At 66.7% G+C, this 25,784-nt stretch carries 20 protein-coding genes and 1 riboswitch; of the genes, 14 read left to right on the forward strand and 6 right to left on the reverse strand.

The window, feature by feature from the left end:
- Window positions 1-174 precede the first annotated feature (174 nt).
- Entirely contained in the window at window positions 175-1,710 is a 1,536-nt protein-coding gene (locus ACMUOY_RS10915; protein ID WP_413892751.1) for a YifB family Mg chelatase-like AAA ATPase, read from the forward strand.
- Between the two features lie 126 nt (window positions 1,711-1,836).
- Here ACMUOY_RS10915 and ACMUOY_RS10920 read toward each other — a convergent pair whose 3' ends face one another.
- The gene (locus ACMUOY_RS10920; protein WP_413892752.1) at window positions 1,837-3,564 is read right to left on the reverse strand and encodes a 7TM diverse intracellular signaling domain-containing protein; all 1,728 of its coding nucleotides are present in this window, start codon (window positions 3,562-3,564) and stop codon (window positions 1,837-1,839) included.
- Window positions 3,565-3,683: 119 nt separating this feature from the next.
- A complete protein-coding gene (gene metH, locus ACMUOY_RS10925; RefSeq protein ID WP_413892753.1) occupies window positions 3,684-6,494 on the reverse strand; it encodes a methionine synthase in 2,811 nt (936 codons plus the stop codon).
- A gap of 22 nt (window positions 6,495-6,516) precedes the next feature.
- Window positions 6,517-6,606, reverse strand: a riboswitch (S-adenosyl-L-homocysteine riboswitch).
- 183 nt (window positions 6,607-6,789) lie between these two features.
- Between metH and ACMUOY_RS10930 the strand changes: the two genes are divergently transcribed.
- The gene (locus ACMUOY_RS10930) at window positions 6,790-7,464 is read left to right on the forward strand and encodes a hypothetical protein (RefSeq protein ID WP_413892754.1); all 675 of its coding nucleotides are present in this window, start codon (window positions 6,790-6,792) and stop codon (window positions 7,462-7,464) included.
- A gap of 117 nt (window positions 7,465-7,581) precedes the next feature.
- Here the strand turns inward: ACMUOY_RS10930 and ACMUOY_RS10935 are convergent, their stop codons facing one another.
- Window positions 7,582-8,670 (reverse strand): homocysteine S-methyltransferase family protein, encoded by a 1,089-nt coding sequence (locus tag ACMUOY_RS10935; protein ID WP_413892755.1) that lies wholly within the window; start codon window positions 8,668-8,670, stop codon window positions 7,582-7,584.
- A 235-nt stretch (window positions 8,671-8,905) separates the two neighbouring features.
- Between ACMUOY_RS10935 and recQ the strand changes: the two genes are divergently transcribed.
- The 3 genes from recQ to ACMUOY_RS10950 all read left to right on the forward strand — a co-directional run bounded on the left by recQ (window position 8,906) and on the right by ACMUOY_RS10950 (window position 11,616).
- On the forward strand, window positions 8,906-10,774 hold the full coding sequence (recQ, locus tag ACMUOY_RS10940; RefSeq protein WP_413892756.1) for a DNA helicase RecQ: 1,869 nt from the start codon (window positions 8,906-8,908) through the stop codon (window positions 10,772-10,774).
- Between the two features lie 195 nt (window positions 10,775-10,969).
- Entirely contained in the window at window positions 10,970-11,227 is a 258-nt protein-coding gene (locus ACMUOY_RS10945; protein ID WP_413892757.1) for a FitA-like ribbon-helix-helix domain-containing protein, read from the forward strand.
- Window positions 11,224-11,616: a type II toxin-antitoxin system VapC family toxin gene (locus ACMUOY_RS10950; protein ID WP_413892758.1), complete on the forward strand. Its 393-nt coding sequence runs from the start codon at window positions 11,224-11,226 to the stop codon at window positions 11,614-11,616. Before ACMUOY_RS10945 ends, ACMUOY_RS10950 begins: the two co-directional genes overlap by 4 nt.
- A 53-nt stretch (window positions 11,617-11,669) precedes the next feature.
- On the opposite strand, the gene ACMUOY_RS10955 is transcribed toward ACMUOY_RS10950, so the two are convergent.
- The gene (locus tag ACMUOY_RS10955) at window positions 11,670-12,569 is read right to left on the reverse strand and encodes a LysR family transcriptional regulator (RefSeq protein ID WP_413892759.1); all 900 of its coding nucleotides are present in this window, start codon (window positions 12,567-12,569) and stop codon (window positions 11,670-11,672) included.
- Window positions 12,570-12,685: 116 nt separating this feature from the next.
- Between ACMUOY_RS10955 and ACMUOY_RS10960 the strand changes: the two genes are divergently transcribed.
- A complete protein-coding gene (locus ACMUOY_RS10960) occupies window positions 12,686-13,684 on the forward strand; it encodes a tripartite tricarboxylate transporter substrate binding protein (protein ID WP_413892760.1) in 999 nt (332 codons plus the stop codon).
- 89 nt (window positions 13,685-13,773) lie between these two features.
- The gene (locus tag ACMUOY_RS10965) at window positions 13,774-14,913 is read left to right on the forward strand and encodes a M20 aminoacylase family protein (protein ID WP_413892770.1); all 1,140 of its coding nucleotides are present in this window, start codon (window positions 13,774-13,776) and stop codon (window positions 14,911-14,913) included.
- 117 nt (window positions 14,914-15,030) lie between these two features.
- Here the strand turns inward: ACMUOY_RS10965 and ACMUOY_RS10970 are convergent, their stop codons facing one another.
- Window positions 15,031-17,361 carry an ATP-binding protein gene (locus ACMUOY_RS10970; protein WP_413892761.1) on the reverse strand — a complete coding sequence of 777 codons (2,331 nt, stop codon included), beginning with the start codon at window positions 17,359-17,361 and terminating at the stop codon, window positions 15,031-15,033.
- A gap of 118 nt (window positions 17,362-17,479) precedes the next feature.
- Here ACMUOY_RS10970 and ACMUOY_RS10975 point away from each other — a divergent pair, with 118 nt between their 5' ends.
- From ACMUOY_RS10975 to ACMUOY_RS11000, 6 genes are all read left to right on the forward strand, one after another.
- Entirely contained in the window at window positions 17,480-18,679 is a 1,200-nt protein-coding gene (locus tag ACMUOY_RS10975) for a threonine ammonia-lyase (protein WP_413892762.1), read from the forward strand.
- A gap of 35 nt (window positions 18,680-18,714) precedes the next feature.
- Entirely contained in the window at window positions 18,715-19,119 is a 405-nt protein-coding gene (locus ACMUOY_RS10980) for a PaaI family thioesterase (RefSeq protein WP_413892763.1), read from the forward strand.
- A 61-nt stretch (window positions 19,120-19,180) separates the two neighbouring features.
- Window positions 19,181-19,321, forward strand: coding sequence for a hypothetical protein (locus ACMUOY_RS10985; RefSeq protein WP_413892764.1), 141 nt, complete (start codon window positions 19,181-19,183; stop codon window positions 19,319-19,321).
- Between the two features lie 369 nt (window positions 19,322-19,690).
- On the forward strand, window positions 19,691-21,100 hold the full coding sequence (gene amrB / locus ACMUOY_RS10990) for an AmmeMemoRadiSam system protein B (protein ID WP_413892765.1): 1,410 nt from the start codon (window positions 19,691-19,693) through the stop codon (window positions 21,098-21,100).
- Entirely contained in the window at window positions 21,097-22,203 is a 1,107-nt protein-coding gene (gene amrS / locus ACMUOY_RS10995) for an AmmeMemoRadiSam system radical SAM enzyme (protein WP_413892766.1), read from the forward strand. Before amrB ends, amrS begins: the two co-directional genes overlap by 4 nt.
- A gap of 217 nt (window positions 22,204-22,420) precedes the next feature.
- The gene (locus ACMUOY_RS11000; RefSeq protein ID WP_413892767.1) at window positions 22,421-24,295 is read left to right on the forward strand and encodes a phosphoenolpyruvate carboxykinase (GTP); all 1,875 of its coding nucleotides are present in this window, start codon (window positions 22,421-22,423) and stop codon (window positions 24,293-24,295) included.
- 99 nt (window positions 24,296-24,394) lie between these two features.
- Here the strand turns inward: ACMUOY_RS11000 and ACMUOY_RS11005 are convergent, their stop codons facing one another.
- Entirely contained in the window at window positions 24,395-24,895 is a 501-nt protein-coding gene (locus ACMUOY_RS11005; RefSeq protein WP_413892768.1) for a hypothetical protein, read from the reverse strand.
- A gap of 155 nt (window positions 24,896-25,050) precedes the next feature.
- Between ACMUOY_RS11005 and ACMUOY_RS11010 the strand changes: the two genes are divergently transcribed.
- Window positions 25,051-25,784, forward strand: a 734-nt coding sequence (locus ACMUOY_RS11010; RefSeq protein ID WP_413892769.1) for a LysR family transcriptional regulator, incomplete at its 3' end; no start/stop codon positions are given.

Here is a 25,784-nt window from a genome sequence, read left to right on the forward strand (position 1 = left end):
CACCCATCAAGCACACACCGTGCCAACCCTTCTCAGGACTTGGATCCTACTCACACTGGACCGCAAGGCGCGCCTGCGCTAACATATCTGTATGAATTTACAGTATGCACCGGTTTGGTGCCTTCAATCTCGCCAAGGTCGCCTTGAAGCGCACCAAACAGGAGCCATTCAGCCATGAGCCTTTCTCTGGTGCAAAGCCGCGCCCTGCTTGGACTTGAGGCCGCCCCGGTCACGGTCGAGGTGCACCTGGCCAATGGCCTGCCCAGCTTCACGCTGGTGGGCCTGGCCGATGTGGAGGTCAAGGAAGCGCGCGAGCGGGTGCGCTCGGCCTTGCAGAACGCCGGGCTGGAGTTCCCTCACAACAAGCGCATCACCGTGAACCTGGCACCGGCCGACCTTCCCAAGGATTCCGGGCGCTTCGATCTGCCCATTGCATTGGGCATCCTGGCCGCCAGCGGCCAGATCGATGCCGCGCAGCTGGCTGGCCATGAGTTTGCCGGCGAGCTCTCGCTGTCGGGCGAGCTGCGCCCGGTGCGCGGCGCGCTGGCCATGAGTCTGGCGCTGCACCGGCAACAGGTCAGCACGCGGCTGGTGCTGCCCGCCGGCAGCGCCGAAGAGGCGGCGCTGGTGCCCGACGCGCAGGTCTACCGGGCGCGCCACCTTCTGGATGTGGTGCGCCAGTTCCTGCCGGGGCAGTCCGCGCCTGAAACGCCACCCGCGGACGACGGCTGGGCCCGCCTTGCGGCCACGCCCCTGCCCGAGGCCGCGCGTTATGCCGACTTGTCCGACGTCAAGGGGCAAGCCGCCGCCAAGCGTGCGCTGGAAATCGCCGCCGCCGGCGGCCACAGCCTGCTGCTGATCGGCCCACCCGGTTCGGGCAAGTCGATGCTGGCCCAGCGCTTTGCCGGCCTGTTGCCGGCGATGTCCGTCACGGAAGCCCTGGAAAGTGCGGCCGTCGCCTCGCTGGGCGGACGGTTCTCACTGGACCGCTGGGCCCAGCGCCCGACCGGCAACCCCCACCACACGGCCAGTGCGGTGGCGCTGGTGGGCGGCGGTTCCCCGCCGCGGCCCGGAGAAATCTCCCTGGCGCACCATGGCGTGCTGTTTCTAGATGAACTGCCAGAGTTCCCGCGTGCCGCACTGGAAGCCCTGCGTGAGCCTCTCGAAAACGGCACCATCACCATTTCCCGCGCGGCCCGGCGCTCGGAGTTCCCGGCCCGCTTTCAGCTGATCGCGGCCATGAATCCGTGCCCCTGCGGTTACCTGGGATCCACACTCAAGGCCTGCCGCTGCACGCCCGACCAGGTGCTGCGCTACCAGGGGCGGCTCTCCGGACCGCTGCTGGATCGCATCGACCTGCACATCGAGGTGCCGGCACTGGCGGCCAGCGAACTCCTGAACGCCCCCCCGGGCGAGGGCACCGCCAACATCCGCACCCGCTGCACGCAAGCCCGTGAGCGCGCGCTGGCCCGCCAGGGCAAACCCAATCAGGCACTGCAGGGGCGGGACATCGATGCCCACGCCGGGCTGGACCCAGCCGCCGTGAAGTTCCTCAATACCGCCGCGGCCCGTCTGGGCTGGAGCGGACGCGCGATCCACCGCGCGCTCAAGGTGGCGCGCACCATCGCCGATCTGGCGGATGCACCCGACACCCAGGTCGCCCATGTGGCCGAAGCGGTGCAGTACCGGCGTGCCCTGCGCTCGGCGTGACCGCCGGAATCCGTCATTTATTGATAGCATGAAATGACCATACCGCGCTGGGAAAGTGCCGATTTTCCTTGAATATCGCCCGGCGCAAGCCCACGCAAAGCCCTGGCGGGGCCGCCGGGCGCCCGCTCAGCGCTTGACGACCCGGATGGTCTTGCGCGCGTCCAGGCTGATGGCCTTCAGTTCCGCCAGCAGCATATCGAGGGTGGCTACGGCGTCCAGGTCCACCATGGGCAGCTGGCCCAGGGCCACATGAAAGCGCAGGCTGGCGCCGGGCGGCAGGACTTCGTTTTCGCGCAGCCCCTGCGCCACGGCATGAGTGGCGATGGCGTTGGCCTCGTCCAGCGAACAGGGGCTGTCCATCAGCACCGCAAAATGCTGGGCCCCGACCCGGGCCACGGTGTCCGTGCCACGCACCACCCGCCGCAGCCGCGAGGCTGCCAGGACCAGCGCCCGCTCGGCGCCTTCGCGCCCGAGTTCGCGCGCCAGCGCCGCATGGTTGGCCAGTTCCACCACCATCAGGGCAAACGGCCGGCCATTGCGCGCGCGGTTGATCGAGGCCTGCAGCTGCGTCAACAGCCGGCGGTGCGAGGTCAGACCCGTCAGCGGATCGGTCACCGCCAAGGCGCGGGCGCGGGCGCGGGTCTCGGTCTGTTCGTTCAAGCGCCGGTTCAACCCGTAAAAAAGAAGCGGCATCTCCATGGCCGAGCCGAGCATCAGGCCGTATTCGGACAGGAAGCCGGACTGGATCAGGCCAAAATTGCGCGCCACGGGAAAAATGCCGCCCAGAACGATCAAGGCATAGCCGGCCGCGATCCATCGGCTGTGCCGGTCGCCCCGGGCAATGGCCAGCCCCAGCAGCAACAGGACCACGCCCATCGAGAGCGCCAGCAGGTACAGGCTCAGCTCGAATCCGATCACACTCGGCACCACGGCGTCGATGCCGGCCACGGCAATCAGGCCAAGAATGATACTGACCGCCAGGCGGTCCAGCAGGGTCGAGTATTGTTGCGGCGTCGCAACAATCCGGACAAACCAGACACCGAGCGCACCCGCGAGCAAGGGCATGAAAAAGGTCATCGGATTGTTCAGGGCCGGCATTTCGGGCCAGAACAGCATCCCGCCGACGCCCGTGATGCCCGCCTGCCCCAGGATCATGGCCAGCACGTAGATCGCATAGGCACCGAACCCGCGATCGCGATACACCAGCGCGTTGGCCAGTGCCACAAAAACCGCCAGCGCGGCCAGGCCGAAATAGCCGCCAAGAAAAAACTGCGCGCGCTGCTCCTGGTCGGACGCGACCACCTGGGTCTTGAGAAACAGGCCCCCAGAGAATGGCACCCGCGCATGGCTGATCCGCACCAGGTAGGTGACCTCGCGGCTGGTATCCGGGCCGAGCGAAAAGAAGGGCATGCGGCCGCGCTCGGCCCACTGGCTCTGGGCCAGGCTGTCCCCCGCATGCTGCACCACCAGCGCCCCTGCTGCATTGCGGTAGTAGAGCGAGGCATCATCGACACCCGGCAGGTCCACCTCCAGCAGCCAGCGCGCATCCCGGTCCGTCACCCGTGCCACGAAGCGGATCCAGAGCACATCGCCATCGGTCAGCAGGGTCTTGTGTCCGTCGGGCCGCAGAGCGAAGGGCAGTTCTGACTGCCGGGATTCGACGTCGGCCGCCGTCAGGCGTCCACCCACATCCACCAGGAACTCGCTGTGGTTGGCCAGCGCGACAGTGGATTGGGATTCGCCGAGCGTGACGGCAACCGGGGGGGGTGCGGCATGGGCGCCGGCCAGACACACCAGAAAACCGAGCGCGACCACTTGCCGCGTCGCGCACAGCCACACGGCAAGGCGCCCCATCCAAGAATCCAGACCCACCAATCGCATGACGCGATTGTGGCGGGACGAACAGGAAGCGAACAGAGGGCAGGCCAGGAAAGCGTTACAGACCGTGCATAGTTCCAGGAAACGTGGCGCGACTACAGGTTCGAAGCCAGCAGACGCCGCAGCTCGGCTTGCGGCATGGCGCGCCGCGACGCCTGCGCCAAGAGTTGGTCCTCGCCGATCTTGCCGACGTTGAAGTACGTGCTCTGTGGGTGGCTCAGCATGAAGCCGCTGACGCTGGCGGCCGGTGTCATGGCCAGGCTTTCGGTCAGGCCCATGCCGATGTCGCCGCACTGCAGCAATTCGAACATCGCGCGTTTCACGCTGTGGTCCGGACAGGCCGGGTAACCCGGCGCGGGGCGGATGCCGGTGTACTTCTCGGCAATCAGGTCTTCAGAGCTCAGCGCCTCCTGGGGCGCGTAACCCCACAGGTCGGTGCGCACGCGGTGGTGCAGGCACTCGGCAAAGGCCTCGGCCAGCCGGTCGGCCAGGGACTTGAGCATGATCGCGGAATAGTCGTCGTGCGCGTCGATGAAGGCCTGCTCCTTTTTCTCCACGCCCAGGCCGGCGGTCACGGCGAACACGCCGACATAATCGTCTGCCACACCCTTCGGGGCCACAAAATCGGCCAGGCAGCGGCTCGGGCGCATCACGTCGTCGATCTCGTGCTTCTCGTTCTGCTGGCGAAGGCCGTGCCAGGTCAGCGCGACCTGGCTGCGGGTCTCGTCGGTATACAGCTCAATGTCATCGTCGTTCACCGCGTTGGCCGGGTACAGGCCGACCACCGCGCTGGCGCTGAGCCAGCGGCCGTCGATCAGGCGCTGCAGCATCGCCTGCCCATCGGCGAAGACCTTGCGCGCCTGTTCACCCACCACCTCGTCCTGCAGGATCGCCGGGTAGGGGCCGGCCAGGTCCCAGGTCTGGAAGAACGGGCCCCAGTCGATGAAGCGCGCCAGCTCGGCCAAGTCGAAGTTCCTGAACAGGCGTTTGCCGATGAACTTGGGCTTCGGCGGCTGGTAACCGGTCCAGTCGATCGGCGTCCTGTTGGCTCGGGCCTGGTCCAGCGGCCACAGCACGACCGGCTTCTTGTTCCCGTGCTGCGTGCGCACGCGCTCGTAGTCGGCGTTGAGTTCGGCGATGTAGGCGGCCGCCTGGTCAGACAGCAAACCCTGCGCCACGCTGACACTGCGCGAGGCGTCAGGCACATAGACGACCGGGCCGTCGTAGTGCGGCGCGATCTTGACGGCGGTGTGCACCCGGCTGGTGGTGGCGCCGCCGATCATCAGCGGCATCAGGCGAGAGCGGAAGTAATCGTCCTTCTGCATCTCGCCCGCTACGTATTGCATCTCTTCCAGGCTGGGCGTGATCAGGCCGGACAGGCCGATGATGTCGGCGCCTTCCGCTTTCGCCCGTGCCAGAATTTCGTGGGCCGGCACCATCACGCCCATGTTGACCACCTCGAAGTTGTTGCACTGCAGGACCACGGTGACGATGTTCTTGCCGATGTCGTGCACGTCGCCCTTGACGGTGGCAATCACGATCTTGCCCTTGGCCCGGGATGCCTCGCCAGCGGCGGCCTGCAGCAGCTTCTCGGCCTCGATGTAGGGCAGCAGGTGCGCCACGGCCTGCTTCATCACGCGGGCCGACTTCACCACCTGCGGCAGGAACATCTTGCCCTGGCCGAACAGGTCGCCGACCACGTTCATGCCGTCCATCAGCGGGCCTTCGATGACGTGCAGCGGTCGGCCGCCCGTGGCCAGAATGGCGCGGTAGGCCTCTTCGGTGTCGTCGTTGATGAAGTCCGTGATGCCATGCACCAGAGCATGCGAAAGGCGCTCGCCCACGGTCCTGGGGGATTCGGGTGTGCCGCGCCATTCGAGCTTTTTGCCTTCATCTTTGGCGCCGCTTCGGGCGGTTTCGGCGATCTCGACCAGGCGTTCGCCCGCATCCGGACGGCGGTTCAGCACCACATCCTCGACGCGCTCGCGCAGTTCCGGCTCCAGGTCGTCGTAGACGCCCACCATGCCCGCGTTGACGATGCCCATGTCCATGCCGGCCGCGATCGCGTGGTACAGGAACACGGTGTGGATGGCCTCGCGCACCGGGTCGTTGCCCCGGAAGCTGAAAGAGACGTTGGAAACGCCGCCCGACACTTTGGCGCCCGGCAGGTGCTGCTTGATCCAGCGCGTGGCCTCGATGAAGTCCACCGCGTAGTTGTTGTGCTCTTCGATGCCGGTGGCAATGGCGAAGATGTTGGGGTCGAAGATGATGTCTTCGGGCGGAAAGTCCACCTCGTCCACGAGGACGCGGTAGGCACGCTCGCAGATCTCGATCTTGCGCTCGAAGGTATCTGCCTGGCCTTGTTCATCAAAAGCCATCACCACGGCGGCCGCGCCATAACGTTTGACCAATTTGGCCTGGCGCTTGAACTCGTCCACGCCCTCCTTCATGCTGATCGAGTTGACGATGCCCTTGCCCTGGATGCAGCGCAGGCCGGCCTCGATCACGCTCCACTTGGAGCTGTCCACCATGATCGGCACGCGGGCGATGTCGGGCTCGCCGGCGATCAGGTTCAGGAAGCGCACCATGGCCGCCTGGCTGTCCAGCATGGCCTCGTCCATGTTGATGTCGATGACCTGGGCGCCGTTTTCGACCTGCTGGCGCGCCACCGCCAGCGCCTGCTCGAACTGGTCGTTCAGGATCATGCGGGCGAAGGCCTTGGAGCCGGTGACGTTGGTGCGCTCGCCGATGTTGACGAACGTGGCACTCGGGGACTGCGCTTCAGCCCTGTCTTCGACGGAAAAGACAGCGCCAATGGTGACCGGCTCCAGGCCGGACAGTTTCATGGGGGGCACATCCCGCACTGCGGCCGCAGAGGCCGCGGGGGAAGAAATCGATTCTGGCATGCATCTCACCTGGGAAAAGGCTAACAGGTGAGCGTCGTTGCATCCCGGCAAGCGGGGTCCAAGCCTGACACAGGGCCCGCACGGGCCCGCGCTGCAACGCTCCTTGGAAGCGGCGGATTTTACCGGACAAGCCGGCCTTGCCGGCGGCGCCCCCGACGACGCCCGCAACAGTTGCTCACCGTATTTACGCCGGCCGCGCGTGGTTGCGATTGACAGCCTTGCCGTGGCACCTGACAATTTTCGAGTCTCCCAGCGGTCCACCGGGCCGAAAGTGCCATTCCAATCTGACCCCCACGTGAAGTCCGAAGCCCCCGCGAACAAAGCGCATGCCGCGCGCGAAGCCCTGCGACAGCGCATCGACGCCGAACTGGCGGAGCTGGGAACCATCAAGATCAGTTCCTGGATGCTGGCAGAACCGCCCGCCGCCACGCCCACGCTGGACGACGGCCGCGAGCCGGCCTCGGAAGTGGAACTGGATGCGGCACTGGGCGCCCTGCTCTGGCGGGCCCGCGAACAATTGCAGACCAGCCACAGCTTCCACGTGATCGGCCCCGACGGCGCGCTGGTGGCCGTGCTGATGCCGCAGTCGGGCACACTCAGCGTGCGTCCCCTGGTGGCGCAGGACGAGTTGGACGCGCTGGAACTGCACCGCCGGCCGCAGGCGGCTGGCAAATCGCCGCCCGACTACCGTCAGACCGACACGGCCACCGTGCTGTGGCGATTTGCCCTTTTCGGCGAACCCGCGTCTGAGGCCCTGCCCCCGCACTACCGCCAGATGCCGTTGCGGCTGAACCAGATGCCACCCCTGGACCGCACAATGGTGGCCGGGCGCCATTACAAGCTGATGCGCCTGCTGCACGAACGCAGCCACACTTTCGACGAATTGCGGGCCCACACCGGACTGAGCGAAAAGCAGCTGCACCGGGACCTGACCGCCCTGCACCTGGTCGGAAGCCTCGGCACCAATTGAACCGTTCGCGGCGGGGATCCAGCGCGGTGTGCCGCCTTTGGCGTGCGCGAGTCAGGTCCGCCCAGCGAACGCTCAGCAAGGAATCGCAGCGCCCCAATGCCAGAACGCCCGACCCTGTCAGGCCGGCTCGACGGCCGGTTCCCTGTAGAAAGCGCCCGGCCGCAGCTTGCGCGCCGCCAGGGGCGTCACCGCACCGTGGATCGCACCAATGTGCTCTGGCGTCGTGCCACAGCAGCCGCCCACGATGTTGACCAGGCCTTCGGCGGCGAATTCGCGCAACAGGCGGCTGGTGACCTCGGGCGTTTCGTCAAAGCCGGTCTCGCTCATCGGATTCGGCAGGCCGGCGTTGGGGTAGCAGCTGATGAAGGTCTCGGGCGCGGCCTTGGCCAGCTCCTGAATGTAGGGGCGCATCAGCGCCGCGCCGAGTGCGCAGTTCAGCCCCACGGCCAGCGGTTGGGCATGGCGCACGCTGTGCCAGAAGGCGGTGACGGTCTGGCCGCTCAGGATGCGGCCCGAGGCATCGGTCACGGTGCCGCTGATGATGATCGGCAGGCGCTCGCCGCTCGCCTCGAAGTATTCGTCGATCGCGAACAGCGCGGCCTTGGCGTTGAGCGTGTCGAAAATCGTCTCGACCAGCAGCACATCGGCGCCGCCCTCCACCAGCGCCTCGACCTGCTCGTAGTAGGCCGCGCGCAGCTCTTCGAAGCTCACGTTGCGCGCGGCGGGGTCGTTCACGTCCGGGCTGATGCTGGCGGTCCTGGGTGTCGGGCCGAGGGCCCCGGCCACGAAGCGGGGGTGGTCGGGCGTGCTGAACTGGTCGCAGGCCTGACGCGCCAGTCGCGCCGACGCGAGGTTCATCTCGCGCGCCAGATTGGCCATGTCGTAGTCGGCCTGGGCAATGGAGGTGGCGCCAAAGGTGTTGGTCTCGACCAGGTCGGCACCGGCGGCCAGGTAGGCCTTGTGGACGTCGCGGATGATGTCGGGCCGGGTCAGCGAAAGCAGTTCGTTGTTGCCCTTGACGTCTTTGGGGAAGTCCTTGAAGCGATCGCCAGCCCCATCGGGGCCGCGATAGCCTTCCCCGCGGTACTGGGCTTCGGTCAGCTTGAAGCGCTGGATCATGGTGCCCATGGCCCCGTCGAGAATGACGATGCGGTGCTTCAGGATGTCCGGCAGGGCCTGGGCGCGGGTGTAGGTGACGGGCTTCATGGGCCGGGATTATCGGGCAGGTCCGAGCGCCTGGGCCGTTCGCGGGGGCATCGGGGCGGCGCTTTGCCGCGACAATAGCGCTCGGCGCCGCGGGTCGTTCCCGGCAACGGGCAGCTCAGGGGCGCGCAGGGACCTCTGCGCGACAACCGGCCAGCCCAAAGGCCGGCGCCTTCCACCTATTTTCGAACCAGAACCACCCCATCCCGGCGTCGATGGGTCTTCAACAGCTCCTTTTTTGATAGCTTTCGACCTCTCCCCTTCGTCCATCCTTCGCGAGGTCTTCGGCTACGCGGCCTTCCGCGGGCCGCAGGCCGGCATCATTGACCATGTCACCGCCGGCGGCGACGCGCTGGTGCTGATGCCTACCGGGGGCGGCAAGAGCCTTTGCTACCAGATTCCGGCCATCGCCCGCCAACGCGCCGGCCATGGCGTGGCCATCGTGGTCTCGCCGCTGATCGCGCTGATGCACGACCAGGTCGGCGCGCTCGACGAAGCCGGCGTGCCGGCCGCCTTCCTGAACTCCACGCTCGACTGGGACGCCACCCAGGACGTGGAGCTGCGCCTGCAGACCGGCGCCATCACGCTGCTGTATGTCGCGCCCGAGCGGCTGAACACGCCGCGCTTTCTGGGCCTGCTCGATGACCTGCACCAGCAGCGCGCCCTGAGCCTGTTCGCGATCGACGAAGCCCACTGCGTGAGCCAGTGGGGCCACGACTTCAGGCCCGAGTACCGGGCGCTGACCGTGCTGCACGAGCGCTACCCGGGCGTGCCGCGCATCGCGCTGACCGCCACCGCCGACGCACTGACCCGCGCCGACATCGTCGAGCGGCTGCAGCTCGAAGACGCGCACCAGTTCGTCAGCAGCTTCGACCGGCCGAACATCCGTTACACCATCGTCGAGAAGAAGGACGCCACGCAGCAGCTGCTGCGCTTCATCACGCGCGAGCACAGCGGCGACGCGGGCATCGTCTACTGCCAGTCGCGCAAAAAAGTCGAAGACATTGCCGAGACGCTCTGCGCGCACGGCCTCAACGCGCTGCCCTACCACGCCGGGCTGGACACCAAACTGCGCCAGACCCACCAGGACCGCTTCCTGCGCGAGGAAGGCATCGTGATGGTCGCCACCATCGCCTTCGGCATGGGCATCGACAAGCCCGACGTGCGCTTCGTGGCGCACCTGGACATGCCCAAGAACATCGAGGGCTACTACCAGGAAACCGGCCGCGGCGGGCGCGACGGCCTGCCCACCGACGCCTGGATGGCCTACGGCCTGCAGGACGTGGTCAACCAGCGCCGCATGATCGACGAGAGCCCGGCTGGCGAGGAGTTCAAGCAGGTCATGCGCGGCAAGCTCGACGCACTGCTGACCCTGGCCGAGGGCGCCGACTGCCGCCGGGTGCGCTTGTTGAGCTACTTTGGTGAGGCGAGCACGCCCTGCGGCAACTGTGACAACTGTTTAAACCCGCCCGCCGTGTGGGACGGCACCGACGCCGCGCGCAAGCTGCTCAGCACGATTTACCGCGTGCAGCAGGCCAGCGGCATCAGCTTTGGCGCGGGCCACATCATGGACATCCTGCGCGGCAAAAAGACCGAAAAGGTCGCGCAGTACGGCCACGACGGTTTGAGCACCTTTGGCCTTGGCGCGGAATTCAGCGAGCTGCAGCTGCGCGGCGTGCTGCGCCAGTTGATTGCGATGGGCGCGCTGGCGGTGGACGCGCAGGCCTTCAACACGCTCAAGCTGACCGAGGCCTCGCGTGCCGTGCTCAAGGGCGAGCTGGCGGTGAACCTGCGCGAATCGGTCACCGGCCCGACCGAGCGCCGGCTGCGGCGCGACAAGCCCGGCGCCCGCGCGACGCCACCCGCGGCCGCCGCACTCAACGAAGACGGCCTGGCCCGCTTTGCCGCGCTCAAGGCCTGGCGCGCCGAAGTCGCCCGCGAGCACAACCTGCCCGCCTACGTGATCTTCCACGACGCCACCCTGGCGGCCGTGGCCGAGCGCTGCCCGCGCACGCTGGACGACCTGGGCGGCATCAGCGGCATGGGGGTGAAGAAGCTGGAGGCGTATGGGGCGGAGGTGTTGCGGGTGTGCGGGGGTGTAGCGTGATGTTTCACAAGAAAATTGGCAACTTCCCGGCGTGAATGCGGCGTTGTTTGCTCTTGTTTTAATCAGAAATCCTCCCGCTTCAGGCGCCCGGGGCTGTGTCAGCGACACGGGGAGACGTCCACCCAAGCGGGCAGCGCCGCATCCTGCGTGCCAGCATTGCTGGCATTGACTTCGTTTGAGTGAAGGAGGCATCCCGTGAGTACGCTGACCATCCGGAATGTTGAGCCGGTCATCAAAGACAAGCTGCGCCTGGCCGCTGCCGCCCATGGCCGGTCGATGGAGGAAGAAGTGCGCAGCATCCTGCGCGCCGCGCTGACGCAGCCGGCCGCACCGCGCGGCCTGGGCAGCCGCATTCATGCACGCTTTGCCGCTTTGGGCGGGATTGATCTGGCGCTGCCGGAGCGAAGCGACCTGCCCCGTGCCGCCAGCTTTGATGAAAACGCCTCCCAATGAGGGTTCTGGACACCAACGTGGTGTCGGAGACCATGCGGGCGCAGCCCCATGCCGCCGTGCTGGCCTGGCTGGACGCCCAGGATCCCAGTGACTTGTGGCTGACCGCCGTCGTGGCGGCCGAGCTGATGTCCGGCGTGGCCCGCCTGCCTGACGGCGCGCGCAAGCAGCAACTGGCCCACGGCGTGGCGGCCATGCTGGAACAGGATTTCGCCGGGCAGGTGCTGCCCTTTGACCTGGCGGCCGCGTCCGTCTATGCCGACCTCGTTGCGCAGCGCGAGCGATCGGGAAAGCCCATCGGCATGGCGGATGCGCAAATTGCGGCGACATGCCTCGTGCACCAGGCAACCTGGTCACGCGCAACCTCAAGGACTTCGAGGACCTGGGCTTGACGCTCATCAATCCGTGGGCGCAAGCCCCTCACTGAGCGGCGTTTGACCCGGCCTCAGTCGCGCAGCCGCTCTTCCACAAACGCCCGCAGGATGCCCATCGCGGGCGCCTCGGTGCGGCCGGCCAGCGTGATGCAGGCAAAGCGCGCCCCGGCCCGCAGGGGCGGTTCCACGCGGATTTCGGCCAGCGTGCCGGCCGCGATCCCGGCGCGCGCCGCTGCCGCGATGCCCAGAAAAATGGCGTCCGTCACCGCCACGGTGTCAAGAAGGCTGGTCACGTCCTCGCACTGCAGCGTGGTCATCTGCGCCGGGTCGGCCCGCGGCCCATAGTGGTCGACCAGGAGCCGCGCCACTTCGTCCGACAGCGGTGTGGAGGCGATCGGGTAACCCAGCAGCACCTCGAAGGGCACGGGCGTGGCACCCGCCAGCGGATGGCCGGCGCGGCAGATGAAACCGGCGCGCAGCTCGCCCAGGGGCTCGATGCGCAGGTCGGCCGCGGGCGCGATGCGGCGCACGTCAATCACCAGCGCATCCAGCTGCCGCGCGCGCAACTGCAGCAACTGCAGCTCGGTGGAGCCGCGAGAGACCGCCACTTTCACGCCCGGATGGTGCCGGGCCATGTGCTGCAGCAACGGCGTCATGAGCAGCGCCCCGGGGCCGGAGCCCAGGCCCACGCGGATCGCCCCGAGATTGCCCTGCTGCAGCAGGTCCGCGCTGCGCCGCAGGTCGGCCGCGTCCAGCACCATGCGGCGGGCGCGCGCCACCACGGTCAACCCCAGCGGCGTGAGCTCGTTGCGCTTGCCGATGCGGTCGATCAAGCGACCGCCCAGTTCGTCTTCCAGCGACTGGATGCTGCGGCTCAGCGCCGACTGCGTCAGGTGCATCTGCGTGGCGGCGCGGCTGAACGAGCCGCTGTCGGCCAGTGCCAGCAGGTGTTCCAGCTGTTTGAGGTTCACGGCGTGTAGATCATGAGCGAAATGAATAGGAATCAGCAAAATAATACATTGGACACATGATCTGCCGGTGCCTAGCATGGAATCCTGCATCAACCCTTCACCTACCGGAACCTGTCATGCCATCTCTCAAGCGCCATTTCCTCAAGACCACCACGGGCCTGCTGGCCGGCCTGCTGCTCGCCGGCGTCGCGTCAGCCCAGGGCTTTCCGACCAAGCCTGTCACGCTGATGATTCCCTACCCGGCGGGCGGCCTGTCGGACAACATCGCCCGGCGCGTCAACGTGCCGCTGGGCGCGGCGCTCGGCCAGCCCGCCATCGTCGACAACCTCGGCGGCGGCAGCGGCAGCATCGGCGCACAGAAGGTGCTGAACGCGCCGTCGGATGGCTACATGGTGTTCCAGGGCTCGCCCAACGAGCTGATCCTGGCCCCGCTGGCGATCTCGGCCATCAAGTACAAGCCCGAGAGCTTCCGCCAGATCCACCGCATCGCGCTGGCGCCCATGGCCATCTTCGTGCGCCCCGGCTTCCCCGCGAAGACCGCCGACGAACTCGCCGCCCATGCGGCCAAAGTCGCCAAAGAAGGCAAGCCCATGACCTATGCCAGCGTGGGCGTGGGTTCGTTCTACCACCTGCTCGGCGCGAAAATGAGCAAGGATCTCGGCGTGGAGATGACCCACGTCCCTTACAAGGGCGGCGCCGATGCGCAGCGCGACCTGTTCACCGATCTGGTCGACATCTTCATCACCCCCTACGGCCCGGCCCAGGTGGAACTGGTCAAGCAGGGCAAGATGCGCGCCCTGGCCGTGCTGACACCGGCGCGCCAGCGCCTGATGCCCGAGGTGCCCAGCACCACCGAGAGCAAGGCGCTCAAGACCTTCACCGCCGAAATCGGCACCGGCTACTTCGTCAAGCGCGACACGCCCGAGCCGGTGGTGCAGGCGCTGCACCAGGCCCTGCAAAAGACCCTGGGCGACACCCAGCTGCGCGCCGGCCTGTTCGCCATGGGCCAGGAAACCTCGCCGCTGCAAACGCTGGCCGAGGCTGACCAGGCCTACAAGGCGGAAATCAGCGCCTACCAGGCCATTGCGAAGTCCATCAACCTGCAAGCGCAATAAACGAGGCCCGCCCCATGTCCGCCGTTCTGGAACACCGCCCCCTCGCCAAACTGGACGCCCTGCAGGCGCACGCCGATGAATTCACCGGCATGCGGCGCGACATCCACCGCCACCCCGAGCTGGGTTTCCAGGAGTTCCGCACCAGCGAGCTGGTCGCCGAACGCCTGACCCAGTGGGGCTACAGCGTCACACGCGGCCTGGGCGGCACCGGCGTGGTGGGCCAGTTGCAGCGCGGCACGGGGGCCAAACGCCTGGGCCTGCGCGCCGACATGGACGCCCTGCCCATTGTTGAAGCCACCGGCCTGGCCCACGCCAGCTGCCACACGGGCGTGATGCACGCCTGCGGCCACGACGGCCACACCGCCATGCTGCTGGCCGCAGCACAGCACCTGGCGGAGCACGGCGACTTCAGCGGCACGCTGAACCTGATCTTCCAGCCCGCCGAGGAAGGCCTGGGCGGCGCGGTGAAGATGATGGAAGACGGCCTGTTCGCGCGTTTTCCCTGCGACGCCATCTTCGGCATGCACAACATGCCGGGCTACCCGGCCGGCCACCTGGCGTTGCGCGACGGCCCGGCCATGGCCTCGTCGGACTACGTGGGCATCACCATTCATGGCAACGGCGGCCATGGCGCCATGCCGCACCGCGCGGCCGACCCGGTGGTGGCCGCGTCCAGCCTGGTGATGGCGCTGCAGACCGTGGTGTCGCGCAACGTGGACCCGTTGCAGATGGCCGTGGTCACGGTGGGCGCCTTCCATGCGGGCGAGGCCAACAACGTCATTCCACCCCACGCCACGCTGCGCCTGAGCGTGCGGGCGCTGGACCGCGACGTGCGCACCCTGCTGCAGCAGCGCATCACCGCGCTGGCGCAGCAACAGGCTGCAAGCTTTGGCTGCACGGCCGAGGTCGAGTACCGCCCGGGTTATTGCGTTCTGGTGAACACCCGCGCGGAAACCGATTTCGCGCGCGAGGTGGCGCTTGAACTTGTCGGCCCCGGGCGCGTCACCCTGCAGGCCCCGGCCCTGCCCGGCAGCGAGGACTTCGCCTTCATGCTCGAAAAAGTGCCCGGCAGCTACCTGCTGATCGGCAACGGCGACGGCACAGATGGCGGCACCTTCGCCGGCCACGCCTGCATGGTGCACAACCCCGGCTACGACTTCAACGACGCCAGCCTGCCGGTTGGCGCGGCCTACTGGGCGCTGCTGGCGGAGCGGTTTCTGGTGGAGTGAGGGCGCTGCGGGTGTTATCCGCACCCGCTGGCCTCATGCCAGCGGACAGGTCACGCGGCAAAAAACATCTTTATTGATAGCAAAAAATGACCATTTCACGCTGGGAAGTGGTCATTTTTATTGCAAAAACCCCATCGAACGGCCTTCGCGGACCTCGGGCTTGATGCGGTGCTCGGCTTCGAGCTGGTCCAGGAACTCTTCGACGCTGAAGGCGGTCGCCAGGATGTCGGTCTGGCGCTTGACGGCGGCAAAGTCGCCGGGGCACAGCTGCGCCAGCTTCGCGAGCCGCGCCTTGGCCCCATGCGTCAACAGCGAAGCATCGCCCGCCAGCGCCTCGGTCACGAACATGGCCTCGCGCTGTGCTGCGGTCAGGGGTTTGAACTGGATCTTGAAGGTGAAGCGCCGCAGCGCGGCCTGGTCGATGCGGTCCAGCAGGTTGGTGGTGCAGATGAAGATGCCATTGAAACGCTCCATGCCTTGCAGCATCTCGTTCACCTCGGTCACCTCGTAGGTGCGCTGCGCACCACGGCGGTCCTGCAGAAAGCTGTCGGCCTCGTCCAGCAGCAGCACCGCCTTCTCGGCTTCCGCCTCGCGGAACATCGCGGCCATGTTCTGCTCGGTCTCGCCGACGTACTTGCTCATGAGGTCGCTGGCCTGCCTGACGATCAGGGGCCGCTCCAGCGCGCGGGCAATGTGTTCGCCCAACGCGGTCTTGCCGGTACCGGGCGCGCCGTAGAAACACAGGGTGCCGTGGCCGCGCACCTTCAGCGCCTCGACGATGCGCGGAATCTCGAAGCGGGTCTCGACGTTGAGCATCGCCAGATCCCAGGTGGTGACCTGCGGGCGGCCCCGTGCGTCGGGCGGCGTGTTGCCCAGTGCCGCGTCGGCGTTCTTCAGTTGCCGCTCGATCAGCGCCTCGAAACCCGGGCCCTCGGCCACGGCTTCGCCGTGCGCCAGGCCGGCAAAGCGCACCGCGGTGCGGATCTGCGCCGGTGTCAGGCCCTTGCGGCCGGTCAGGCGGGCGACGAAGGTCTCGCTGACGGCCACGCCGTCCAGCGTCTTGCGCACCAGCTGCTCGCGCGCGCCCGGCGGCGGCGACTTGAGCTCCAGGTGGTAGGCAAAGCGGCGGCGAAACGCCGGGTCGATCTGCTCGATGCGGTTGGTGACCCAGATCGTCGGCACCGGGTTCGATTCGAGAATCTGGTTCACCCAGGCCTTGCCGTTGACCGAGTGGCTCACTGCGGCGGCCAGCGCCTGTTGCTCGTGGCGCGCCATCAGGCCGGCCGCGTCCACGCTGACCGGCGGAAACACGTCCTCCACCTCGTCGAACAGCAGCGCAGCCTGCTGCGTGCCCTTGAGGAAGACCTGCGCGATCTGCATGGAGCGGTAGCGGTCTCGGCCAGACAGGCTGTTGCCGTCGCGATCGGCGTATTCGACCTCGAACAGTTCCACCCCCGCCGCCTGCGCCACCACCTTGGCCAGCTCGGTCTTGCCGGTGCCGGGCGGGCCGTAGAGCAGCACGTTCACGCCCACCGCCTTGTCTGCAACGGCCTTTTGCAACAGGCGCACCAGCACCTGCACATCCTCGGCAATGAAGCCGAAGTCGCCGGGCGCCAGCGCGCTGCGCGCCGCGGGGCGGGTGAACACGGCCATCAGCTCGCTCTGGTCGCGGTATTCGCGCATCAGCACCGGCGGAAGCTTTTCACTCACTTTCATCAGGTCGGCCAGATCCGTGATGTTGTGCTCGGAAATCAGGTTTTCCACCAGGCCGATGCGCTCCAGCCGCGAGCCGGCGCGCAGCGCCTCGCCCACCTCCTCGGCCTTGACGCCGGCGACGTCGGCAATCACCGCATAGGCCTCGGGGGCATTGCTGACCTTGAACTCCACCAGCATGCTGCGCAGGTCGCGCTGGTAGCGCGCCAGGGTGCCGTACAGCAACAGCGCGCGCTCGGCCTGGTTGAGCTGCAGCAGGCCGGAGAGCGCGTCGATGTTCTTTTCCACCAGCGTGGAATGCTTCTTCAGCGCCTGCTTGAGCCAGGTGCCGGTGGCGGCGAGCACCGCCAGCAGGTCGCGCGGCGCGTCCTTGGCGTACTCGTCGAGGTAGAAGAACAGCGTGCCCTCTTCATAGGGCCCGCGCCAGGCACCATGGCGGTCGAGGAAGGCGCGCGCCGACAGCGCCTCATGCCCTCGCCAGAGTTCGTTGTCTTTGCAACGCCGTGCCAGGAAGGCGCGCAGGCGCTCCAGCACCGGCGCCGGCCAGACGAGGTGGCGCCCGGCCAGCGACATCAGGCTGTTGAGGTCGCGGCGCACATTGAACTTGGGGCCCTGGTGGGCCGCCAGCGTGAACACGAAGTGCGAGCACATCAGGTCCAGCACCGGGGCATGGCCCAGTTCGGGGGACGGCAGAACGGCCCCGGCAGACGAATCAGAAACCGAACGCTTGACCATGGATAAGCCTCCAGCCGCTTTGCTTGCTGACTTCACCATAACGCAGAGTTCGGGTCGAGGGAATACCTTGATGTGGAAAAGCCGCACCCGGCGCGCGTGTTCCCGCGACAATTTGGCCATGATTGATCTGCAAACCATTCAACAAGCTGCCGAGCGGCTGCAAGGCCAAGTGCTGCTGACGCCCTGCGTCGAGTCGCGCACGCTGTCCCAGATCGTGCAGGCCCAGGTGTTCCTGAAGTTCGAGAACCTGCAGTTCACCGCATCGTTCAAGGAACGCGGTGCCTGCAACAAGCTCGCGCAGCTGAGTGCGGCCGAGCGCGCGCGCGGCGTGGTGGCCATGTCCGCCGGCAACCATGCCCAGGGCGTGGCCTACCACGCGCAGCGCCTGGGCCTGCGCGCGGTGATTGTGATGCCACGCTTCACCCCCGGCGTGAAGGTGGAGCGCACACGCGGCTTCGGTGCCGAGGTGGTGCTGCATGGCGACACGCTGGAGCAGGCGCGCGCCCACGCCTTCGAGCTCGCCACGGCGCAGAACCTGAGCTTCGTGCACCCCTACGACGATGACGCCATCGTCGCGGGCCAAGGCACGGTGGGGCTGGAAATGCTGCAGGCCGTGCCGGACCTCGACGTGCTCGTGATCGCGGTGGGCGGCGGCGGCCTGATCAGCGGCATCGCCACCGCGGCCAAGGCCCTGAAGCCCGGCATCGAGGTCGTGGGCGTGCAGACGGTGCGGTTTCCGGCCATGTTCAACGCGATCAAGGGCACGCACCACCCACAGGGCACCAGCACGATTGCCGAGGGCATTGCCGTTGGCACGCCCGGGCGCATCACTGAAGCCCTCATCCGCGCGCGCGTGGACGACATGCTGCTGGTGGATGAGGGGGATATCGAGCAGGCGGTGCTGATGCTGCTGGAGATCGAAAAGACCGTGGTCGAGGGCGCGGGCGCGGCGGGCCTGGCCGCGCTGCTGAAATACCCTGAACGCTTCCGCGGCCGCAAGGTCGGGCTGGTGCTGTGCGGCGGCAACATCGACCCCCTGCTGCTGGCGGCCATCATCGAGCGCGGCATGGTGCGCGCCGGGCGGCTGGCGCGGGTGAAGGTGGGCTCGCGCGACGTCCCCGGCGCGCTGGCGCTCATCACCGCAGCGGTAGCCGAAGCCGGCGCCAACATCGACGAAGTGCACCACCAGCGCGCCTTCAGCGCGCTGTCCGCGCAGAATGTGGAGATCGAGCTCGTGCTGCAGACGCGCGGCCATGAGCACGTGCGCGAGGTGCTCGACCACCTGCGCGCCGCGGGCTTCGATGCCGCCCTGTATTGAAAACACCCCCGAATCCACGACGGAGACCTGGATCGATGAACACCGACACCCTGCAGGCCGCGCTGGCCGAGTTATTTGCCCCATGGGTGCAGGCCCTGGGCCTGCGCGTGCAATCGTGCGAAGCTGGCGTGGTGACGCTGCGCCTGCCGAGAAGCGACCAGCTCAGCCGGGTCGGCGACATGCTGTGCGGCCAGGCCATGATGGCCGCGGCCGACACCGCGATGGTGCTGGCGCTGATCAGCCACTTCGGCGCCTTCCGGCCCTGCACCACGGTGCAGATGAACACGAGCTTCCTCAAGCCGCTGTCGGGCCAGGACGCGATCATCGAGGCCCGCCTGCTGCGCGCCGGCAAGGCGCTGGCTTTTGGCGAAATCGACATCCGCGGCGCCGATGACGGCAAGAGCGTCTGCCGCGCCTCCACCACCTATGCCCTGCTGTAGGGCAGCGCGACGATCGGCAAACCGCTAGAATCCGCCCCATTCGACCGATTCAGGAGACCTCATGTCCGCACCCGCCGCCCACGACACCGCAGCCGAACAGGATCCCATCGAGGGCGTGGTCAAGAACATGCACATCGTGCTGCCGGTGGCCGGTGCCGTGCTGATTTTCATGCTCGCCTTCATCGCCGTCTTCATGGCCTGAGCAAGGCTGCTGGGTAGTTTTGCCCGTGAATTAGGCCATTCCCCAGCGCCCCAAGGTCTTTTTTAGCTACATATTCTGTAGCATTCGAAACCCGCTTCAGCTGGCATAGCCCGGGCCCTGCCGGGCGTTGATGTTTCTGCCGGCCTGTCGGGCCACCCGCTGCGACGATCCGCGCCCTATCCCCGGCTCTTTCCACCCCTGCCCCGTCAGCAGCGGACCATCTGCTGCGCGCGGTCAGAGGGTCCGGCAAAGGTGCGCCATGGGGGCGAAGCCCGCCTGCGCAGGTTGCACAAAGGCTTGATATGGTGCAAGTCAGCCTCAGGTGTGCAGCAGGACAATGCTCCTCACCCGAGTGGGAAGGAGGTCGCCATGCATCAGGTTCGTTCCGCAGCTGTCGCCGGCTCGTTCTATCCGGCTCAAGGCCCGGTGCTGTCGAGGGCTGTGCAGGATCTTCTGCAGCCGTTTGCACCATCGCAGGATGCCGGACAGGCGCCGCCCAAGGCCCTGATCGTTCCCCACGCCGGCTATGTCTATTCCGGTTCGACCGCCGGGCAGGCGTACGCCCAGCTCACTCCATGGCGGCAGTCGATCCGTCGCGTCGTGCTGCTCGGTCCGGCACACCGCGTGCCGGTGCGCGGGCTGGCATTGCCCGGTGTCGACGCTTTCACCACCCCGCTGGGTGAGGTGCCTGTGGATGGCGCCGCCGTCAAAGCCTTGGGACGGTTGCCCCAGGTGGTCGTGAGTCCGAACGCGCACGCCCAGGAACACGCGCTGGAAGTCCAGTTGCCGTTTCTGCAAACGGTGCTCGACACGTTCTCCCTGGTGCCGCTGGTCGTGGGCGACGCCACGCCCGACGAAGTGGCCGAGGTGCTGGAGACGGTGTGGGGCGGCGCCGAGACGTTGATCATCATCAGTTCCGACCTTTCCCACTACCTGAGTCACGCCGCGGCGCAGGCGGTGGATCGCCAGTCCATCGAGACACTGTTGGCGCTGCAGCCGACCCTGAACCACCGCCAGGCCTGCGGCGCCACGCCGGTCAATGGCCTGCTGCTGGCCGCACGTCGGCATGGCCTGAAACCGCAGTTGCTCGCCTTGCGCAATTCCGGCGACACGGCCGGGGACCGGCAGCGGGTGGTGGGCTACGCGGCCGTGGCGTTTCATGAGGCCGCCGCCGCGGCCCGCCGGCCTGTGGCTCGCACCGTGCCGGCCAACGCCGGCGATGTGCTGCTCCCGCTGGCCCGCAACGCCATCGCAGCGGCGGCGGGGCGCGCGGAGCCGCCTCCGGAAGACGCGGCTGCGGCCACGTGGTTGCAGGCGCCCGGCGCCACTTTTGTCACGTTGACCCGCGACGGGCAGCTGCGTGGCTGCATCGGCTCGCTGCAGGCGCACCGGTCGATCCAGGCTGACGTTCAGGCCAATGCGGTTGCAGCGGCGATGCGCGACCCGCGATTTGCACCGGTGACCGCAGGCGAGCTCGACCGGATCGCCGTCGAAGTCTCCCTGTTGTCCGCCGCCGAGCGGCTGCAGTTCAGCGGCGAGGCCGAGGCACTCGCCCAGCTGCGCCCCGGCATCGATGGCCTGATCTTCGAATGTGGCGCTGCCCGCAGCACCTTTCTGCCTCAGGTCTGGTCGCAGCTGCCCGATCCCGCCGATTTTCTGGCGCAACTGAAGCGCAAAGCCGGGTTACCCGGCGATTTCTGGTCAGACGAAGTGCGTCTGTCACGCTACACGGTGCACAAATGGACCGAGGCGCAGCGCCGCAGCGCAGAGCAGCGATGAACAACTCGACCCTGCCGACCGACGAGGGCGCCTATCCGGGCCGCTGGTGGCACACGCTGGACGACGGGCGCGTCCAGTGTGACCTGTGTCCGCGCGACTGCCGCCTGCACGAAGGGCAGCGCGGCGCCTGCTTTGTGCGGATGCGCGAGGGCGATACCATGGTGCTGACCACCTATGGCCGCTCGTCCGGGTTCTGCATCGACCCGATCGAGAAGAAGCCGCTGAACCAGTTTTATCCAGGCTCCAGCGTGCTGTCGTTCGGCACGGCGGGCTGCAATCTGGCCTGCAAGTTCTGCCAGAACTGGGACATCAGCAAGTCGCGCGACATGGACCGGCTGATGGACCAGGCCTCGCCCGCGGCCATTGCCAACGCCGCCGCGCAGGCGGGCTGCCGCAGCGTGGCCTTCACGTACAACGACCCGGTGATCTTTGCCGAGTATGCGATGGACGTGGCCGACGCCTGCCATGCGCTGGGCGTGCAGACCGTGGCGGTGACGGCGGGCTACATTCACGAGCAGCCACGGCGCGAGTTCTTTGCGAAGATGGATGCCGCCAATGTGGACCTGAAGGCGTTCACCGACGACTTCTATTTCAAGCTCACCGGCTCCCATCTCCAGCCCGTGCTCGACACGCTGGTCTACCTGAAGCACGAGACGAGGGTGTGGTTTGAGATCACCACGTTGCTGATCCCCGGGCACAACGATTCGGACACAGAGATCATCGCGATGAGCCAGTGGATCCGCAAGGAACTCGGCCCCGACGTGCCGCTGCATTTCTCCGCCTTCCACCCGGACCACAAGATGCCCGACGTGCCGGCCACGCCACCGTCCACGCTGGTGCGAGCCCGCGACATCGCGATCAAGGAAGGCCTGCGGTACGTCTATACCGGCAACGTGCGCCATGAGGCCGGCGACACCACCTGGTGCCCGGGCTGCCAGCAGCCGCTGATCGTTCGGGACTGGTACCAGATCCGGCACTACGGGCTGACGGCGCAAGGGCAATGCCCTCACTGCGGCGCTGACGCGGCCGGCCGTTTTGACGAGCGCGCCGGAAATTTCGGGCGTCGGCGCATTCCTGTCGCTATTCAGGGGCTCGCTGTATGAGTCGTCCCGAGCTTTTGGCCCGCATAACGTCATGCAAGTTTTGCATAGCAATTCGCCGGTTTGAAAGCAAAGCACCTGTTGGGGTTCATAAAATTGACATCCCCCCGCGATTCTCGCCAAGCACGCGATCGCAGCCTTGGGCGCATGTGACTTCAAGTCGCTTTTTGAAAGGCCGGCTGCCTTTGAAAAGTCGATTTTCAACTTTGGAGCTTTCCCGATGAACTCACCCGCCATGCAGGGCCTGAACCTGAATACCCCCGCGTACGTCAAGAACGGCAAGCTGATTGCCTGGGTTGCCGACATGGCGGCTCTGTGCAAGCCCGACGCCATTTACTGGTGCGACGGCAGCCAGGACGAATACGACCGCATGTGCCAGCAACTGGTGGATGCCGGCACCTTCAAGAAGCTCAACCCCGCCAAGCGGCCGGGCAGTTACTTGGCCCTGTCCGACCCGTCGGATGTGGCACGCGTGGAAGACCGCACCTACATCTGTTCGGCCAGGAAGGAAGATGCCGGCCCGACCAACAACTGGATGGCCCCGGCGGACATGCGCGCCACCCTGCAGCCGCTGTTCGACGGCTGCATGAAGGGCCGCACGATGTATGTCGTGCCCTTCAGCATGGGCCCGCTGGGCTCGCACATTGCGCACATCGGCGTGGAACTGACCGACAGTGCCTACGTGGTGGTCAACCAGAAGCTGATGACCCGAATGGGCAAGGCGGTGCATGACGTGCTCGGCACCGACGGCGAGTTCGTACCGTGCATGCACACGGTGGGCGCCCCCTTGGCCGAAGGACAGAAGGACACTACGGCCTGGCCCTGCAACCCCACGGTCAAGTACATCGTCCACTACCCTGAAACGCGCGAGATCTGGTCCTATGGCTCCGGCTACGGCGGCAATGCCCTGCTGGGCAAGAAGTGCCTGGCTCTGCGCATTGCCTCCAACATGGGCCGTGACCAAGGCTGGTTGGCAGAACACATGCTGATCCTGGGCGTGACCAATCCGCAGGGCAAGAAATACCATGTGGCCGCCGCGTTCCCCAGCGCCTGCGGCAAGACCAACTTCTCGATGCTGGTGCCACCCGAGGCCGGCTTCGCGGGCTGGAAAGTCACGACCATCGGCGACGACATCGCCTGGATCAAGCCCCACGCCGACGGCAAGATGTATGCGATCAACCCCGAAGCGGGTTACTTTGGCGTGGCCCCCGGCACCAACATGCACACCAATCCGAATTGCATGCTTTCGTTGAACAGTGACGTGATCTTCACCAACGTGGCGCTGACCGACGACGGCGATGTCTGGTGGGAAGGCATGGAGAAGGACACGGGCACGCTGCCCTCGCACCTGATCGACTGGCAGGGAAAGGACTGGACGCCTGAAATCGCCAAGCAGACCGGCGCGAAGGCGGCCCATCCGAACTCGCGCTTCACCGTGGCCGCCACCAACAACCCCGCTCTCGACCCGCAGTGGGACGATGCCGATGGCGTGGCCATCGATGCCTTCATCTTCGGCGGCCGCCGCTCGACCACCGTGCCGCTGGTGACCGAAGCCCGCACCTGGATGGAAGGCGTCTACATGGCGGCCACCATGGGCAGCGAAACCACTGCCGCCGCGTTCGGCGCGCAGGGCGTGGTGCGCCGCGACCCGTTCGCCATGCTGCCGTTCTGCGGCTACAACATGAGCGACTACTTCCAGCACTGGCTGGACATGGAGCACAAGCTCGAAAGCATGGGCCATACCCTGCCGAAGATCTTCTGCGTGAACTGGTTCCGCAAGGACGAGGCCGGCAAGTTTGTCTGGCCGGGTTACGGCGAAAACATGCGCGTTCTCAAGTGGATGATCGACCGCATCGAAGGTCAGGCCAAGGGCGAGGAAACCATGTTCGGCGTCGCTCCAGCCTACGGGGAGCTGAACTGGACCGGGCTGGATTTCTCATCCGAACAGTTCAAGACCGTGACCCACATCGACAAAGCCGCATGGGTCGAGGAGTTGAAGCTGCATGCCGCCCATTTCGAACAGCTGGCGTACCACCTGCCGAAAGAGCTGATTGAAACCAAGGCCGAACTGGAGAAGCGACTGGCGGCCGTCTGAAGCCGGACAAGCTTCGCCATACAGGATCAGCGACCTTACCGGCCTTTGAACCCAGCGCCGCCCCGGCCAAAAACCGGGGCGGCTTTTTTCCGGGTGGCGTCAGACGTAGGGCAAAGGCGCGGACCGGGTCACGGCCGAGTGGGCGCGGACCCGCGCCACGACCACGGGCGACAGCGTGGCTGCAGCGTCGTCACGCGCCAGCACCGACTGCAAGTCGGTCATGAGACGCGCGTCCTGCAGTGCGATGGACCAAAGACGCTCGTCGGCCCTCGACTGGGCCTTGCGGGCCGCCCACTCGTCGAGCGCGACGAACACCCGCGCAGAGAATCGCCGGACCGTCCCGGCCAGCAGAGCCAGCGCAACAAACCCGATGGCCCACAAGGCCACCCACGCAGCCATCAGGTGGCCATCGACCCAGGTTTCGAGCAATTGGTCCGCAACAACCAGCATGGCGGACACGATGGCCGCCAGCAACAAAGCTGCCATGCCTTTGGAGCCATCAAAGCCTCGGTGCAGATCGCGCGCGGTCAGCAGCGCCGCCTCGAGCTGCTCGGGGCTGGGATGTCGATCCGAGAAAGGGGATGGGGCATAACTGGACATGATCTTTTCCCTTCTTACGTGCGCCCTGGTCGCGATGACCAAGGACATGGGCAAATACTAGGGTTAACACTAATGTGATTCTACTTTATATTGATGATGTGTTGCATTCATGTTGGTGATATATAGTTACCGCGACAGATCAGCGACTGCACCCGATGCCTTCCAGCTTTTTTCAGCCCAATTTCCGCACGCTCGACCTGAACCTGTTGCGCGTGTTCGACGAGGTCATGGCCGAGCGCAGCCTGACCCGCGCCGCGCGCAACCTGTCGTTGACCCAACCCGCCGTCAGCAACGCCTTGCGCCGACTTCGTGAGGCGCTGGGCGACGAACTGGTCCGCCGCGGTGGCACCGGCGTGGAGCCCACGGTCCGCGCACTGGCCTTGTGGCCCAGCGTGCGCGACGCCCTTCGGTCGCTGCAGGCCTCACTGGCGCCCGGCAACTTCGAGCCTGCGAGCGCCACCACCACCTTCGTTCTTGCCATGGCCGACGCCACCGCAGCCACCCTGGTCCCGGGTCTGGTTCAAATGGCGGAATCCGATGCGCCCGGCGTTTCCCTGCGTGTGGTGCCCCTGACCACGCGCGACCCTCGCGCTTTGCTGGAGGCAGCGGCAGCCGACGTGGCCGTCGGCTACTTCCCGGCCGCCCTGGCGGACATGACCGCCCGCGAGCAGGCCGGCGAAGCCGTCTCGTTTTCGCACCAGCGCCTGTACGGCGGCGAGTACGTCTGCGTCATGCGTCGCAAGCACCCACTGGCCAGCGGGCGCCTGACGATGGACCGCTATTGCAACGCGCGCCACCTGCTGGTGAGCTTTTCGGGCCGTCCCTGGGGCTTCATCGACGAGGCCCTGGCCGCGCTGGACCGCCAGCGCCGAGTGGTATTGACGGTGAA

The sequence above is a fragment of the Candidatus Skiveiella danica genome (genome assembly GCF_022705245.1).
GTDB lineage: Bacteria > Pseudomonadota > Gammaproteobacteria > Burkholderiales > Burkholderiaceae_C > Skiveiella > Skiveiella danica.